The organism is Collinsella aerofaciens (assembly GCF_015554145.1).
In the GTDB taxonomy this organism is placed as follows: domain Bacteria; phylum Actinomycetota; class Coriobacteriia; order Coriobacteriales; family Coriobacteriaceae; genus Collinsella; species Collinsella aerofaciens_AA.
Map to the genome: position 1 here is coordinate 1 of NZ_JADNHZ010000035.1, position 16,656 is coordinate 16,656.

Below are 16,656 nucleotides of genomic sequence, written 5' to 3' on the forward strand. Positions count from 1 at the left end.
GCTAGAAATCATATGACGGGGCGCGGGCCGTGTTCCGCTATGCGGTTGTCAATTTGCGAAAGAAATTATGCGTCACCCGCGAATTTAACAAAAACCGGTGCATGGTCGAGCAACCCGGGCTAAAAGTAGTAAATGGGCATAGTTATGATATGTCACTCATACAGTCACAGCGAAAATGAGCCCAAAAGATGAAAAAGCGCCCGTCGGCGGTGGTGCCGGCGGGCGCTGCTGTGCGATATGTTGTGTTATGGGCTTAGTGCCTCATAAAGTGGTATTCGATCACATTGCTGTAGGGGTGACCCGGGCCCACAATGCCCTGCGGGAACAGCGGCTGGTGCGGCGTGTCGGGGTACATCTCTGCCTCGAGGGCAAAGCCGGCGCCCCAGCTATAGTTGGCATCGTCCTTGGCGTGCTCGTCGCCCAGCCAATTGCCAGTGTAGAGCTGCACGCCCGGGGCGGTGGTGTAGTAGTCCAGCTCGCGGCCGGTCCACATCTCCTCGACATGCAGGGCGCGGCGCAGGTTGCGACCGTACTGATAACCATCGATGCACAGGCAGTGATCGTAGCCGCGTGCCTGCTTAATCTGTGGATCGTCGGCCTCCATGCCGGGTGCGACGGGGCGAAGCTCGCGAAAGTCAAACGGCGTGCCCTCGACCGGAGCAATCTCGCCGGTGGGGATGTTCTGCTCGTTAATGGGCAGGTAGTGGGCAGCGTTGGCAACAAAGAAGTGCTCGCAGTCCATGCCGGCGTTATGACCGGCAAGGTTAAAGTACGTGTGGTTGGTCATGGACACGTAGGTTGCGCGGTCGCTCTCGCAGCCATACTCGATGCGGAAGACGCCGGTGCGCGTCACGGTAAACACGGCCGTAAAGGTGCGGTTGCCGGGTAGGCCCAGCTCGCCATCCTCAAGCGAGGTGGTCATGCGAACGGCGTTGTGAGTCTCGTCGAGTTTAACGTCCCACACGCGTTTATGCAGGCCGTGCTCAAAGTCGCTGTGAAGGTTGTTGGCGCCCTCGTTGGCGGGCATATGCCAGTCCGTGCCGGCGATGGTGATCGTGGCACTCGCAGTGCGGTTTGCCACGGGGCCGATGGTCGCGCCAAAGCAGGCGGGGTTGTCAAAGTAATCCTCGAGCTTATCGAAGCCCAGCACCACATCGCGCACGTTGCCGGGAATGTCGGGCACATCGATACCCAACACGGTGGCGCCATAGTCCATAATGCGAACGCAGATCTCGGGCCCGTTGAGGGTGTAACGATGAACGGGGGTACCGCATGGCGCGGTGCCGAAAAGCTCGGAAGTGATCATTTGGTTCCTAACATCGAGGTATTTCCGACAAACTGTAGCGCGAACAGGCGAGATTATCACTACATCCCACTAAAGCAGGGGGTATTTTTCTCAAAAAAGTGATGATTGGAGCTGTACGGGCGCTCATTTTAGGTGTGCACGAGTCTGATACAATTTGTTCGTTACTGTTTGAACGGTATACGCGTATAGAACGGCGAGGATTCATCGTGATTAAGGCAGAGCGACAGGATAAGGTTCGTCAGCTGCTCGAAGAGCAGGGCACGGTCTCGGTCAAGGAGATTTCGGATGCACTGGGCGTTTCGGACATGACGATTCGCCGCGACCTCGAAGAACTTGCGAGCCTGGGTGAGATCGAGCGCGTGCACGGCGGCGCCCGTAGTGCGCAGGGTCGTCCACACGCTATGTTGCGCCATGAGTATTCGCACAGCGAAAAGCGCACTAAGCATGCCGAGGAAAAGCTGCAGATTGCGCGCCGTGCTGTGGAGCTTATCGAGGAGGGCTCGACCATCTTTTTGGGCACGGGCACTACGGTGGAACAGATGGCCTCGATGCTGCCGGCGTTTCGCCTGCGCATCGTGACCAATTCGCTTTCGGTGTTTAACCTGCTCGAGGCGCGCGAAGACTGCGACCTGTGTCTCGTGGGCGGTATGTACCGTCGCCGCACCGCCGCTTTTGTGGGACCAACGGCCGAGGATACCCTGCGTGCGCTGGGCATCGACGCGGCGTTTATCGGCGCCAACGGCATTTTGGACGGCGACGTGTCCACGTCTAACATGGAAGAGGGCCGTATCCAGCAGCTCGCTTTTAGTAAGGCAGACTCGCGCTATCTGATCGCCGACTCCAGCAAGATCGGCAAGCGCGACTTCTACACCTTCTGTCGTCTGGACAATTTGGACGCCGTGGTGTGCGAGCCGGGCATCGCCGCCGAAGATCGTGCCGCCATCGAGGAACATACGCAGGTCATTTGCTAGCTAGCGCTACGGGATTGCCAACGGGCGATGCGGGAGGACTTTTACCTCCTGTCATTGTGGAAACCAGCGCGTTAGCGCTACGCGATATGACGCGCAAATGAGGACTCCACTATCAAATTGTCTCAACCTGTGATATCTAGGCGGCCAAAAGCGAGTCAGATGTTACAGATCGAGATTTTTGGCTCGGCCTATTCCGTTTGTCTCGATCTGTAACAGCTAGGACCGAATAATTCGGCTAGTTGTTACAGATTTAGATTGGGGACATTGGCCTGTGCATTCATCTCAATCTGTAACATCTAGACGTCCAAAACCGGTCTTAGTGTTACAGATTGAGACAATTCGGCGGGGTCTACCTTGTTTGTCTCGATCTGTAACGGTTAGGACTTAAAAACTCGGCTACGTGTTACAGATCGAGACAAAAGAAAAAGAACATTAGGACTTGAAAATAAAGTTTTGATAAGGGATTCGCCCAGTTAAGACGGTGCGGCAGACAATTGAGATTAGTTTGCCTCCGGAGTCGTAAGCATAATGAGTCAGTTCGATGACCGGAAGTTTTGCAACACCATAATTACTGGCTTCGGAATCGCTAAGCTGACGTGCTCTATAGCTTTCCCTAACAGATTGGATAGACTTGGACAAGTCGTCCATGATTCTGCTAAATGCCTGAAAATCTAACTGGTTATTCGGAACGCGCGACTTTGAAATGAAGAACGTATCAGCGCCTATGAAGCTGCCTTCAAGTTCGTAGGTCAATTCAAGACGCTGAATTTCATCGCGACTTTGACATCCAAATTGTTGGAGCATCATTACGGAAATTAGACGACCTGATGTGAGGCCGCCGAAATGTTTGGTAATGGCATCTGGATCAACGCCATCGCAATGGCTTGCAAAGTCAAAGTCTAAAAGTGAATTGAGCTCGCTAACGCGTTTCGGTGCAACAAACGACCCCTTACCTTGGATTCGATAGATACTTCCACGACGCTCCAGCTCACTCATGGCAAGTCGGACGGTTGTTCTGCTTACGGCGTATTCGTCGCAGAGTTCCATTTCTGTTGGAAGTTTATCGTCTGCTTGATATTCATCGACGATCTGCTTGAGCAGCGCGTCGGTGAGCTGTAAATAGAGTGGCCGTTTTTCGTGTGTATCGAGCATTGGAGCCTCAGTTTGCATGTTGGTTATACCTGATGGTTGCCTCAGTCGGGATGTAACGTGGGCAAGGTAACCTTAACGTATCACAGAGCGGCTCAGCATGACGATCTGATGCCTGTATCCACGAAGGGCTTGTCCGAGCGTGAAGATATTCTGGGGCAGGCAAATACCGTTCATGGAGTCCCCGATATGTTGGAGGTCAGCGCCGGCTGCTTTTGCTGCAAGGCCTATTTTCTTAATGGTCTCGCTGTCGCAGGAGTCTTGACTCGTCCCGTTCGCCGCCATGACGAGAACCTTCTCTTCAATTGACTTGCCTACGTTGTGGGATCGTACAAAGTCTACGATGGCGCGCAGGTCTGCTTCTTGGAAGCAAGGGACGGTGTAGGGGGCTGGCACGAGAAGGATATCGACGCCGAGGTCAACAAACTTGCGCGCAATTTCGAGCGTCATGACAGGCTCCGCAACGCCCGCTCCATGCATTTTTCCGGCTATGACCAGGCCATTGAAATGCTCTTTGGAGAGTTTAATCGAATGGGCGATTGCATCGTTGGAGACGCCGGTTCCAGGGTTGCCCGTCAGGCAGATAAAATCAAATCCGAGTTCGTTAGCCTTTTCTAAGGTCTTGGGAGAGACGCGACGACCCATGGGGATTTCCGTTCGGGATTCAGACATCTCTGCCTCGTTATCAACTGGCTCCAGATTGACGCCAATGGGCCTTCCGCATGCTCGCTTCACCCAAGTGACCGGGTTTTCATTGAGATCATCTGGAATACCGGCAATAACTGGATCGAACACATCGAGCGCGTTAAACAGAAGCAGGTCGGCACCTGCGGCACGTTCGATTTCTGCATTAGTAACGCCGCCGAGAAATTGGGAAGAGGGTACGTTTTCCGCCATGATGGTACGTCCCTCGGAAGCCAGAATTGCCTGTTTTAGATCCATGGGTGACGTGGCGGCAAAATCGGATGCGGACATGTTCAGTAATCGTTTGGGCATTGTTACTTCCTTTGACTAGAACGACAGGCTTGTGACATTGTCTCTAATATTGTTACAACAATATATTCAATATGTTATATCCAATCGGTGAACGGTTGCAAACTTATTGTACTGCGCGGAAAAATAGCCTTTAGCTGGGAAAACATTATATTAATCAACTACCGTTCACCGAATAAGTATTTGAATTCTTGACATATCGACAAAGCGGAAAAAGAATTGGTTATGACAAATCGCGCAAATGATATTACATTTCGCACAAGAACGTATTCACTTACATAAGTGGATACAAACGGGGACGACGACGGTTGAGTCCGGATAAATCGTTGTGTGCCCGGGAATCATGAAAGGATGTGTTATGGACGCTATCGTCAAATTCCTTGAAAAACACCAGCCCCTCTTCGACAAAATTTCGAGGAACATTTATCTGGTGGCGATTAAGGATGGCTTTCTCTCGAATATGCCAATTGTGCTGTTCTCGAGCCTGTTCCTTCTTCTTTCGACGCTCCCTGCCTATGTAGGCATTACGCTTCCGTCTGAGGTGCTGGATTTCTTCAATAAAATCTATGCATATACCATGGGACTTCTTGGCATTATGGTGGCCGGCACCACGGCGAGCTCACTTGCCATGTCGATGAACCGTCGCATGCCTTCGGGTAAATCTCTCAACCCCACCTCGTGCATGGTTTGTGCCATGTGCGGCATGCTCTTGCTATCGGTGACGAACGATGTTGTCTCGATTGGCGGAGCAGATACATCTGTTTTTGAAACCGGCTATATGGGAACCAAGGGTTTTCTCGCTGCGTTCGTAGCCGCATTCTTGACCGTTAATATCTATAAGGTGTGCATTAGCCATAATGTGACGATCAAGCTTCCCAAAGAGGTCCCTGGCTCTATTGCGCAGAGTTTTCGCGATATCTTTGCATTTGGGTTTTCGATCCTTGCGTGCGCTTTTATCGATCTTGCGAGCCGCAAGCTGCTTGCTGTGCCGTTCGCCAATTTGGTATCCGCTCTCATCTCGCCGCTGTTCTCCGCGGTCGACACCTATCCTGGCATGGCGCTTATCGAAGGCGCGGTCGCGCTTTTCCAATTTATGGGTATCCACGGTGCTTCGGTTGTCATGAGTCCGATCAATGCTGCGCTCTACGGCAATACCGTTACCAATCTTGAGGTTTTCCAAGCAGGTGGACACCCGTCAATTGCTCTCACGCAGGACTTTACAAGCTTCATCGGCGGTCTGGGCGGTTCTGGCTGCACGTTCATCGTTCCTATTATCCTGATCATGTTTATGCGCTCCAAGCAGCTTAAAGCCATGGGCAAGGCATCGATTATCCCGGTGATTTTTGGAGTTAACGAGCCCGTTATCTTCGGTATGCCGATTGTTCTCAATCCCTATATGTTCGTGCCCTTCCTAGTGGCTCCTATGGTCAACGCCATTATCGGTAAATTTTTCATTGACGTCATTGGAATGAACGCCCCCATGTATACCATGCCGTGGGCGCTTCCCGGCCCAATTGGTGCGTTCCTCACCACGGGTCTCGATCTGCGTTCTCTCGTATTGATGGCAGTGCTGTTGGTCGTTGACTTTGTGATTTACTATCCGTTCTGCAAGGCGTATGACCATCAGCTTTGTTTGGAAGAGTCTGCAAAGGAGACTGCAGGAAACTCGGATGCAGATGCTATTGCCGCACAGGAAAATGTCGCAAAAGCTCTCGAGGCGGTAAAGGACAAGGCGGAGCAGATCCGCGTGCTTGTGCTTTGCCAGGGTGCCGGCACTTCGACTCTCTTGGCAAATGCTCTTCGCGAAGGTGCCGCTGCTAAGGGTATCGATCTGGTATCTCAGTCCGGTGCGTACGGAAGCCACTATGAGACGATGGATCAGTACAACGTGATTGTTCTGGCGCCCCAGGCACGCATGTACTATGACGCTATGAAGGCCGATACCGATCGCCTTGGAATTAAACTGCTCACCACAAGGGGCAAGGAGTATATCGACCTTACCAACGATCCCGAAGGTGCAATTGACTGGATCGTTCAGGAGCTGGCCAAATAGTGGATGCACTTCGTCGTTGATTCGTCGGCGTATGGTACGGCCCCGCAGCTTATTGAGCTGCGGGGCCGTATTTTGTTGAGTATCTAATTGAGACAATGAGCGCAACCGTCGTGAGATCGCATTGGCGCTCTCCGAGTCACCGACAAACTGCCTTCCATCTATGTGACCCAAAGGTCATCTCCGCTAGGCCGACGATGCAAATGACTCTGCTTCCTTTGGGTCGAGGCGGACGTTGGCTCGCCCTTGTCAAATCCCGCGAAGATAGAACTCGATTTGCTCGTGGTGCATGCATCAAAGAGTTTTTTATCAAGGTGCGCCTTCTCAACGCATTGATTCAAAACAAGTATTCAGCTTGTGGGCTAGACCAGGCGGGCGTAGTCCTGTGACTGATGAAAGATGTGGGCGATATAGATTGTTTCGTGCTCAAACTTGTATAGACACACGTAGTTGTTGACGGGAAACGATCGGTAATTACGTGCCGCCAGCTCTTGCATGTGCGAGAGGGGACGTAAAAGCGGCTGCTCGCGAAGCAGGTCAAGCTGATATTCAAACTCAGCGACAAAATTGCCTGCTGCACGCGGATTCTTGAGGATTTGAGCAAGGTATCCGACAATACTCTCGTACTCATATCGCGCGCTTTTGAGGATTACGACGTTATAGGTCATATTTGTCTCGTATCGAAGCCGCGAAGGATTCGTAGTCGCTGTAGTCGCCTTGCGATATTTCGTCTTCCGCCAACATCATGCGAGACAGCAGTTTTGCCTTGGCGATTTCTTCTTGCATGAGGCGATACTGGTCGCTGCTGATGCAGTGCATGGCCTCGTAGCCGTTCTTAGTTACGGTGACGTCGCGCTCAGACTCAACAAGCGTGGTGAATGCAGCAGTGTCCTTCATATCTCGGACGGGCACACAAGCTGACATGGGTACCTCCTTTGCGTTGGGGCACAATTGTACCACGGTATGGTCAAACGTCGGCGTCGTTGGATTATCTCGATCTGTAACAGTTGGGAGTAGAAAACCGGGTTAGATGTTACAGATCTAGATATTTCGAACCGGGTGCCTCCGTTCATCTCAATCTGTAACAATTGGGGCCGAAAACCCCTGCTAGATGTTACAGATCGAGACAAACGGCCTGTTCGGACCGAGCCAAAAATAAAAAGGCCGCATGCGAACCCGCGGAGGGATTTGCATGCGGCCGACAGGGGGTATGCGGCGGAAATTAGGCCATGAGCAGGCCGGTCTCCGCGACGTTCTTGTACCAGTACGCGCTCGCCTTGGGATAGCGCTTCTGGGTCTCAAAGTCGATGTAGAACAGGCCGTAACGTTTGTTATAGCCGTTGGTCCAGGAGAACTGGTCCTGCAGCGACCACACAAAGTAGCCGTCGACGTTTACGCCGCCGTCGATTGCCTTGAGGATCCATGCGAGATGCTGACGCATGTAGTCGATGCGAGGGGCGTCGTCGATAAAGCCGTCCTCGAAGTCGTCCTTATAGCCCATGCCGTTCTCGGTGATGTAAATCTTCTTGTAGTTGGGATAATCGTTCTTAATGCGGTGCAGCAGGTCGTAGAGGCCCTCGGGATAGATGATCCAGTCCCAATCGGTGGTGGGTACGCCTTCGCGCACGCACGACTCGCCCACGCCCTTGAGGAACCAGCGCGAGGAGCCCTTGTCGCCGGTGCCATTGTGGTTGATGTCGTTTTCGCCCTCGGCGGCACGCAGGAACTGGCACTTGTAGGTGTTGACGCCCAGGCAATCGTTGTAGGGGAGCGCGGCGGTCAGCGCGGCGATGTCCTCGTCGCGGACGTCGAGCTCGCCGCCGGCGATATGGGCCAGCTTGGTCGCAGCCTCCATGGTGTCGGCTGCATAGTGGCCGCGGAAGGTGGCGTCGAGTACCCAGCGGTTGTTGATGACGTCGGCCATGCGAGCCGCCTCGCAGTCGGCAGCGTTGTTGGGGTCGAGGGGATACTTGGGCTCCAGGTTCTGGACAATGCCGATCTCGCCCTCAACGCCGCCCTCGTGGAAGGCGACGACAGCCTTGGCGTGGGCCACCATCATGTTGTGCATGAGCTGGAAGGCCTTGTCCAGGCGATACTTCTCGCCGTGCGGCCAGTTGCCGACGATAAAGCTGCCCTCGGCGGTTGCGGGAATCTCGTTAAAGGTAAACCAGTGCTTGACCTCGGTGAACTCGGCAAAGCAGAACTTGGCGTACTCGACGAAGGCGTCGATTGTCGTGCGCGTCAGGAAGCCCTCGCCGCCGTCCTGGTAGAAGGCCTCGGGCGTATCGAAGTGATCGAGCGTGACATAGGGGATAACGCCGGCTTTGTTGCAGGTGGCGAAAAGCTCGTGATAGAAAGCGACGCCCTCGGGGTTAATCTCGCCGGTGCCGTTGGGGAAGATGCGGCTCCAAGCGATGGAGACGCGAATGCCGTTGATGCCGAAGCGCTGGCACAAGTCGATATCGACCGGATACTTGTTGTAGAAATCGCTTGCGGGGTCGGGGGAGAAGCGACCCTGGGCAGCCAAAAAATCGTCCCAGGGCACTTTGCCCTTGCCGTGCGTGCGGGTCTCGCCCTCAACCTGGTAAGCGGCGGTGGCGCCGCCAAACACAAAGCCGTCGGGGAACTGCATGGGGTTGGTCATGAGTCGTCCTTTCTGTGGGATACGAATAGGGAGAGGTGCCCAAACTGGGGGTCCGGGCACCAACAGAGGTAGGAAACTAGTCGAGGTTATCGCGGAGCCACTTAATGGCGCCGGCGGGGTCGCGAGTAAGGTCGATATATTCCTTACCGCGGGGAGCGAGCAGCTTGATGCCCAGGCGATCGGTGTCGGCCTTCATGTCGTTGTAGTAGCTACGGACCTGCGGGGCAAGCACGATAACGTCGTACTGATCCATGATGGCAGTGTGCTGGCCATAGGCGCCTGCGGAGGAAGCGATGTTCTCTCCGGTCTGCGCGGCACCTTCCTTGATGGCGTTGGCAAGCATGGCAGAGGTGCCGGCGCCGGCGCACAGGACGAGGACCTTCAGGCCATCGACATCCTTCTTGGCGGATGCATCGGCAGCGGGCTCGGGCTCGGGCTGATCGGCGACAGGCTTGCTGTCGGCGGCGGCAACAGTCGTCTCGACGGAAGCGGTAGCCTGCTCGACAGCGGGCGCAGAGGGCTTGGCGGCGATGGCAGCGGCACCATTGGACTCGAGACCCAGCTCGGCGACGCGCTCGGCCTCCTGGTCGCAGAGCAGCTTATCGTATGCCTTCAAGAACGGCAGGTAGATGATGGCGTCCAGCAAGATGATAATCGCGACAAATACCAGGGCGATAAGCTGGAAGTTCGTGGTGATGAAGATGCCGATGGGGGCGGGGGTAGCCCAAGGCACCACGAAGGAGAAGCCGTTCATGTCCACGTTATCGATAAAGAACTTGGCAACACTCACGTTGACGCAACCGGCGGCAACAAAGGGGATGAGCATGTAGGGGTTAAGGATCATCGGTGCGCCAAAGAGCAGCGGCTCGTTGACGGCGAAGGCAACAGGAACAATCGAGGCCTTACCGACGGCTTTGAGCTGCTTGGACTTCATAAAGAGAATCAGCAGAAGCGGCACGATGAACGTGGCGCCGGTGCCGCCGAACTCACCCACGAGCGACATGTTAAAGGTGAGGGAGTGGGCGGGGTGACCGCCTGCCAGCAGAACCTGCAGGTTCTCGGCCTGGTTGGCAAGACGGATGGGGTCGATGCCCGGCTGGACGATCGAGGGGCCGTGGACGCCGATGAACCAGAAGAACGCGGTGGCTGCCTGGATAAGGATAAGGCCAGGATAGGTTTCTGCGGCGGTAAAGAGCGGGGAGAGCAGTTTGATAAGCAGCTCGGAGAACGGAACGCCCATGAGGTTGCGCACGACGACATCGATGATGCCGCAGATGATGACGGCGCCGCCAAAGGGGATGATGTCGCGGAAGTTCTGAGCGATGGCGCCCGGGACCTCCTTGGGCAGCTTAATGGTCAGATCGCGCGAGACGCAGAACTTATAGACCCACACGGTAATGAACGCGGCGATATAGGCCGAGAACAGACCGCGCGTACCCATGCTGGTGCAATCGAAGACCGAAAGTTCGGAGCCGTTGAACTTGGTGGTGAACTGCGTAACGGCGAGCAGCAGCATGCTGCACTGGGCGGCCACCATGGTGGAGCCGTCGTTGAGCACCTTGCCGGCGGGCATGCGACGGTTCATGGAAGCCGTAAAGTTCTTGGCGGTGGTGCCGGCAACCATGATGCCCATGACGCCCATGGTGAAGTTGTACAGCTTATTGCACCAGTCGATGAGCGGCTGGGGCAGCGTGATGCCAACTACGCCAGGAAGGGTGGCGATCAACAGAAAGATCGAAGAGGTGAGGACGATGGGCATGCACCCAAGGAATCCGTCCTTAATGGCCTGGAGGTAGATGTTCCTCGAGATCTTCTCAAAGAACGGCTGATGCTTTTCGAGCATCTTTACGATGGCGTCCATAGAGCTCCTTTGCTGCTTGATGCGCGATGCATGTGGATGGAACTGGTCGTCGATGGATGGTCAGGACTGCCCGGAAACCTTCCTGCTTGAGGGAGGCATTGCGAAATGACAACGTTGTCATTTCGTTAATGACAACGTAAGACATTTTGGAAAGAGCAACAAGGATTTACAGGTGAACGGTCGATATTGTCCGATAAACGGCTGATTTGTCAGTCGGGCAGGTAGTGTATGCTAGAACGCAAAAAACAAGCGATTCAAAACCGACTGGAGAAGTAGTGGCAACGATGGACAAGAAAAATGTCTCAATGAACGATGTGGCAGTTGCCGCGGGCGTTTCTCTCAAGACGGTGTCGCGCGTGATCAACGAGCCCGATAGCGTGCGCGAGTCGACACGCGATAAGGTCCATTCCGCAATGGAGACGCTCGGGTTTCGAACCAACTTTGCCGCGCGTTCGCTCAAGTTGGGCCGTTACGGGTGCATCGGCGTGGTGCTGTTCCACTTGTCGGGCGGCGCCGTGGACATGATTGACGGTATCGCCGATGCCGCCGAAGAGCGAGGCTTTGCTCTCACGATGATCAAAAAGCGGGCGGGGGAGAAGATGACCCTTGCGGATGCGGCGCGCAGGATGTCGCAGCTGCCTGTTGATGGCATGATCTTCAACCTGCGTCAGATGGTCGATGACTTTGATACCTTTGAGGCGCCGAAAGACCTCAAGACGGTGATTATTACGCCGATGGAGCATCCTACCTGCTCCACCGTCAGTGACGACCAAGAGGGCGGCGCGCGCATGGCGTGCGAGTACTTCTTGAATCACGGGCACAAGAACGTGTACTTCGTTTCTGGTAAGAAAGAGTCGCTGTCGAGCCAGTGCCGTATGAAAGGTTGGCGTGCGGCACTCGAGGCGCGTGGCATTGAGCCGCCCGAGCCTCTGCAAGGCGATTGGAATGCGGATAGTGGCTATGCCGCGGGCCTTGTGCTTGCCGATAAGCCCGATTGCACGGCGGTCCTCGCTGCTAACGACTGCATGGCAAACGGCGTGATGATGGCTCTACGTGACAAAGGGCTCAGTGTGCCCGACGACGTGTCCGTGATCGGCTTCGACGATGAGCTCTACAAGACCATTCCCAACTCGATTCTGACGTCGGTGAAGTTTCGCCACCGCGAGCTGGGCATCCGTGCGCTTAACGAGGTCGTCGCAGGTCTGGAAGCCCCGAGCTCCAGAAGCCGCACGCTCGTCTCGGGCGTGTTGGTCGAGCGTTCCAGCGTAAAGGACCTGCGGGCGTAGACGTGCTCGGCCTGCTCGTCTAAATCTGTAACAGGTGGGACCCGAAAACTCGGCTAGATGTTACAGATTTAGACAATTCGGCCCGGCTTATTCCGTTTGTCTCGATCTGTAACAGTTAGGAGTGAAATGACCAGCCAGGTGTTACAGATCTAGATTGATTGGATTGACCCATCTGTTTGTCTCGATCTGTAACATCTAAGCGGTCAAAAGCGGTCTACATGTTACAGATTGAGATTTTTGGCTTGGCCTGTGCGTTCACCTCGATCCGTAACAGCTGGGACCCAAAAACTCGGCTAGATGTTACAGATTGAGATGAACAGGAGGACGGGTGCGGTCTAAACAAAATGGCCCGCGCATCACACATCGATGCACGGGCCATTTATTGTCTGCAAGCGGCAGGTGGTGTCAGCGTCTTATGCCTCGAGGTTTTCCTCGATCCAGGCGACGGCACCCTTGGGATCCTTAGTGAGGTCGATGTACTGTTTGCCCTTGGGCGACAGCAGCGTGATGCCCAGGCGGTCGGTGTCGGCCTTCATCTCGTTGTAATAGGTGCGAACCTGCGGAGCCAGGACGATGACGTTGTACTGGTCCATGATGGCGTAGTGGCTGCCGTAGGCACCGGCGTTGGCGGTAATGTCGATGCCCAGCTCGTCGGCGCCTTCCTTAAGCGCGTTGGCGAGCAGTGCAGAGGTGCCGGCGCCAGCGCACAGAACCAGAACCCTCAGATCCTTGCCCTTAAGGGCGGACGGAGCTGCGGAGGCCTCAGTGGCAGAAGCGGTCTCGACAACAGGAGCCTCAACGGCGGGGGCGGCAGCGGTCTTGACGGCCTTGGTCTCCTCGGCCTCTTCTTCGGCCAGGGTCTCGGCCTCCTGCTTGCACAGGACGTTGTCGTAGGCCTTGCAGAACGGGTAGTAGATCAAGAAGTCAACGACCAGCAGGACGACAACCAGGACCAGAGAGATCGGCTGGAAGTTGGTGTCGATGAAGGTGCCGATCGGTCCGGGGAGTGCCCACGGCATGGCATAGATAAAGCCGTTCATGCCCAAAAAGTCGATGAAGAACTTACCAATGAGGACGTTGGCCACGGGGGCAAACAGGAACGGGATCAGGAAGTACGGGTTGAGGATGATGGGCGCGGCGAACAGCAGCGGCTCGTTGACGGCGAACATCACGGGCACGACAGAGGCTTTGCCGACGGCCTTGAGCTGCTTGGAGCGCATAAAGAGCAGGAAGATAATCGGGACAATGAACGTGGCGCCGGTGCCGCCGAGTTCGCCGATGTAGTTACCGAAGTTTTCGGTCAGGGCGAGGGCGGGGTGACCGCCGGCCTGCAGCGTGGCGAGGTTGGTAGTGATGTTGCCAAACAGCGCGGCGTTGAGGGCAGGCTTAACGACCGAGGGGCCGTGGATGCCCATGAACCAGAACAGAGGGATCATGAACCAGATGAGGGCGAGGCCGGCGTAGGAATCGGCAGCGGCGAACAGCGGGCTCACCAGCGTGGAGATGACGTTGGCAAACGGGACGGCCAAGCAGGTGCGGCAGATAACGTCGATGACGGCGACAAACAGGATGGAGAAGCTGAAGGCGAAGATGTCGCGGAAGTTCTGGGCGATGGCGCCGGGGACTTCTTTGGGCAGCTTGATGGTGATGTCTCGCTTAATGCAGAAGGCATAGATGTTGACCGTGGCAAATGCGGCGACAAAGGAGCTCAGCAGGCCCTTGGTGCCCATGTTGTCGGTAAAGAACACCGAGACATCGGCGCCGTCGATCTTGGCACTCGTCTGGGTAACGGCCAAGATGAGCATAGCGCACATGGCGGCGACCATGGTGCTCGTGGCGTTGATGGCCTTGCCGGCAGGCATGCGGCGGTTCTTGGAGCCGGCCAGCGCGCTTGCGGTGGTGCCGGCGACCATGATGCCCACGACGCCCATCGTGAAGTTGTAAACCTTGTTGCAGAAGTTCACGACGTCGACGTTCCACCAGTCGGGCAGCGTAAAGCCGCCGACCGTGGCGACAACGCCCGGCAGGGTCGAAATAAGCAGGAAGACAGAAGAAGACAGGATGATGGGCATTGCTGCCAAAAAGCCGTCTTTAATGGCCTGAAGGTAGATGTTCTTAGAGACCTTGTCGAAGTACGGCTGACCTTTCTCCAAGAACTTAACGATCGATTCCATAGTTCACGCTCCTCTTTGCATGAAATCTTAATGGCATGGACGTTGAAAACCTATATGGTCTCCCGCTTGCTAAAAGCCCGGGTGCAGGCGGGGCCGGTCCCAGGGGGAGAGAGGGGGGCGGCTGGGTTTGTATCGCATAGGGCCGCTCCCTTCTCGGGGGAAAGCGAGGCGATGCGCTACTGCGCGTCCGCCATAGTGTCGGCGAGCTCCTTGTACCAGAGTGCCGACTGCTTGATGTAGCGTTTTTGCGTGTCGAAGTCGATGTAGAACAGGCCGTAGCGCTTGTTATAGCCATTGGCCCACGAGAACTGGTCCTGCAGGCTCCAGATAAAGTAGCCCTGGACGTCGACGCCCTCGGCGCGCGCCTGGAGCACCTTCTCCATGTGTTGGTCGACAAAGTCGATGCGCTCGGGATCGGCGACGATGCCGTTTGCGTCGGGCACGGGGTCCTTGTGGCCCAGGCCGTTTTCGGTGATATAGATGACGGGGAGGTTGGGATAGGTGGCGCTGATGTGCTTGAGCGTGTCGTAGAGGCCTTGCGGGTAGATGAGCCAATCCCAGTCGGTGGTGGGGATACCCGGCATATCGACCTGCTGCCCGACGCCCTTAAACTTAAAGCACGAGGTGCCCTTGTCTCCGGTGCCGTTAAAGCTGTTGGTTGACTCGCCATCGTAGGCGGCGATAAACGCCGACTGATAGTAGTTGAGGCCGAACATATCGTTGCGGGGCGCCGCCTTGGCGAGCTCCTCCATGTCGCTGTCCTCAACCGTAAGTGTGGCGTTGTTGGCACGCAGAATCTCGTTGATGAGTGAGAGGGTGCGCGCGGAGTAGTGACCCAGGAAGGCGCCGTCCATGATGAAGTCGGTGTAGAAGGCGTTGTACAGGTCGGCGGCGTGCTGGTCGGCGGGCGAGTCGGTGGCAGGATATGCCGGCGTCAGGACGTTGACCATGCCAATGCGTCCGCCCAGGTGCTCGGTCTCGTCAAGATCCTTATACAGGTTGACGGCGCGGGCGTGGGCAACGAGCTCGTTGTGCTGGCTCTGGATGCCGCTCGTCACATCAAAGTGATGGTTGGGCGGGAAGTTGCCTTGGATGTATTGGGAGTGCGAGAGGCTGATGAGCTCGTTGATGGTGAACCAATTCTTGACCTCGCGGAACTCGCGGAAGCAGAACTCGGCATAGCGCACATAGGCGTCGACGGTCTTGCGGTTGAGCCAGTCGCCCTGGTTGAACAGGGCGGCGGGGGAGTCAAAGTGATGCAGGGACACATAGGGCTCGACGCCATACTTTTTGCAGCAGGCGAACAGCTCGTGGTAGTGCTTAACGCCCTCGGCGAGGGGTTCGGCATCGTCGCCGTTGGGGAAGATGCGGGTCCAGGCGATGGACACACGAATGGCGTTGAGTCCATGCTCGGCAGAAAGGCGGATATCCTCCTCGTAGCGGTTGTAGAAATCACTGGCCGGGTCGGGCAAAAAGCGACCCTGGGCGACAAGGTAATCGTCCCACATGGTCTTACCCTTGCCTGCCACCTTCGTGGAACCTTCCGTTTGGTACGCGGCGGTTGCGGCGCCCCAAACAAAGCCCTTCGGCAGCTGCTGTACGCGGTTTAGCAAAGACATATGCATACACCCTCTCGTCTCGCTGTTCGATATTGTGCGTTTGCGCTCAGGAGGCTCCCTGGTTAGCGTTCAGCGGTGAAAAAGCCCGATAAACACTATCTTAAAATGATTAGAACCAAAATGAGCACGTGAACATTTGACAATGAGCACGTTAACATCCGGCTGGGATGTATAGAAACAAAACAACTTCAAACAGCCGCGAACGGTTGTATTTGTTCGGTAAGGGTTGATTTTCAATCTCAGCGCAACAGCCTGAACGGACCCCGCGTTTCCGCAGCTAGCGCAACGCGGAAATAGCCCCCGGCGCCTGGCCGTCGCCCCGTTTCCGCAGGTGGATAGGCTGTGGAGGCCGGTGTCCCCATGCCGCCGCGGCATGCTCCGCCAGCCCGCCGCGCAGCCGTTCCGGACTCAGCGCAACGGGCCCTCCGGCCCATGTCCCGACCCGACGCCTACCCCGCCAGCGGCCCCTCGCCCCTCGCGGCCCTGGCCCTGTCGATGCAGCCGGGCGTGAGGTCGAGCTCGCCGGTGTTAGCGTCAATATATTTTTCACCATTTTCACCAACGTATTTTCGCCAATCGCGCCAACGCGGATGCGCCGGATTC

Annotated in this window: 12 protein-coding genes; 3 read left to right on the forward strand and 9 right to left on the reverse strand. The window is 55.9% G+C overall.

Annotated features, from left to right (window positions below; translation table 11 throughout):
• Positions 1-253 precede the first annotated feature (253 nt).
• On the reverse strand, positions 254-1,306 hold the full coding sequence (locus tag I2E13_RS10465; protein WP_195405064.1) for an aldose epimerase family protein: 1,053 nt from the start codon (positions 1,304-1,306) through the stop codon (positions 254-256).
• A 206-nt stretch (positions 1,307-1,512) separates the two neighbouring features.
• On the opposite strand from I2E13_RS10465, the gene I2E13_RS10470 reads away from it, so the two are divergent.
• A complete protein-coding gene (locus tag I2E13_RS10470) occupies positions 1,513-2,277 on the forward strand; it encodes a DeoR/GlpR family DNA-binding transcription regulator (RefSeq protein WP_271817652.1) in 765 nt (254 codons plus the stop codon).
• A 432-nt stretch (positions 2,278-2,709) separates the two neighbouring features.
• Here I2E13_RS10470 and I2E13_RS10475 read toward each other — a convergent pair whose 3' ends face one another.
• Both I2E13_RS10475 and I2E13_RS10480 read right to left on the reverse strand, forming a co-directional pair.
• A complete protein-coding gene (locus I2E13_RS10475) occupies positions 2,710-3,447 on the reverse strand; it encodes a GntR family transcriptional regulator (RefSeq protein WP_195405065.1) in 738 nt (245 codons plus the stop codon).
• A gap of 54 nt (positions 3,448-3,501) precedes the next feature.
• On the reverse strand, positions 3,502-4,422 hold the full coding sequence (locus I2E13_RS10480) for a DUF7916 family protein (protein ID WP_022094155.1): 921 nt from the start codon (positions 4,420-4,422) through the stop codon (positions 3,502-3,504).
• Between the two features lie 355 nt (positions 4,423-4,777).
• Between I2E13_RS10480 and I2E13_RS10485 the strand changes: the two genes are divergently transcribed.
• Positions 4,778-6,472 (forward strand): PTS lactose transporter subunit IIBC, encoded by a 1,695-nt coding sequence (locus I2E13_RS10485; protein WP_055310563.1) that lies wholly within the window; start codon positions 4,778-4,780, stop codon positions 6,470-6,472.
• Between the two features lie 359 nt (positions 6,473-6,831).
• Here I2E13_RS10485 and I2E13_RS10490 read toward each other — a convergent pair whose 3' ends face one another.
• From I2E13_RS10490 to I2E13_RS10505, 4 genes are all read right to left on the reverse strand, one after another.
• Positions 6,832-7,137 (reverse strand): type II toxin-antitoxin system RelE/ParE family toxin, encoded by a 306-nt coding sequence (locus I2E13_RS10490; protein WP_117583553.1) that lies wholly within the window; start codon positions 7,135-7,137, stop codon positions 6,832-6,834.
• On the reverse strand, positions 7,127-7,393 hold the full coding sequence (locus tag I2E13_RS10495; protein ID WP_117564761.1) for a type II toxin-antitoxin system Phd/YefM family antitoxin: 267 nt from the start codon (positions 7,391-7,393) through the stop codon (positions 7,127-7,129). The genes I2E13_RS10490 and I2E13_RS10495 overlap by 11 nt, the downstream gene beginning before the upstream one ends.
• Positions 7,394-7,691: 298 nt before the next feature.
• Positions 7,692-9,113, reverse strand: coding sequence for a 6-phospho-beta-galactosidase (gene lacG / locus I2E13_RS10500; RefSeq protein ID WP_229057952.1), 1,422 nt, complete (start codon positions 9,111-9,113; stop codon positions 7,692-7,694).
• Positions 9,114-9,189: 76 nt separating this feature from the next.
• Complete coding sequence (locus I2E13_RS10505; RefSeq protein WP_195405066.1) at positions 9,190-10,974, reverse strand: PTS lactose transporter subunit IIBC; 1,785 nt, start codon at positions 10,972-10,974, stop codon at positions 9,190-9,192.
• A 284-nt stretch (positions 10,975-11,258) separates the two neighbouring features.
• Between I2E13_RS10505 and I2E13_RS10510 the strand changes: the two genes are divergently transcribed.
• Positions 11,259-12,260, forward strand: coding sequence for a LacI family DNA-binding transcriptional regulator (locus tag I2E13_RS10510; RefSeq protein WP_229057953.1), 1,002 nt, complete (start codon positions 11,259-11,261; stop codon positions 12,258-12,260).
• 413 nt (positions 12,261-12,673) lie between these two features.
• Here the strand turns inward: I2E13_RS10510 and I2E13_RS10515 are convergent, their stop codons facing one another.
• Together I2E13_RS10515 and lacG (I2E13_RS10520) are read right to left on the reverse strand one after the other, a co-directional pair.
• Entirely contained in the window at positions 12,674-14,434 is a 1,761-nt protein-coding gene (locus tag I2E13_RS10515; protein WP_195405068.1) for a PTS lactose transporter subunit IIBC, read from the reverse strand.
• Between the two features lie 176 nt (positions 14,435-14,610).
• Positions 14,611-16,053 carry a 6-phospho-beta-galactosidase gene (gene lacG / locus I2E13_RS10520; RefSeq protein WP_195405069.1) on the reverse strand — a complete coding sequence of 481 codons (1,443 nt, stop codon included), beginning with the start codon at positions 16,051-16,053 and terminating at the stop codon, positions 14,611-14,613.
• Between the last annotated feature and the right edge of the window lie 603 nt (positions 16,054-16,656).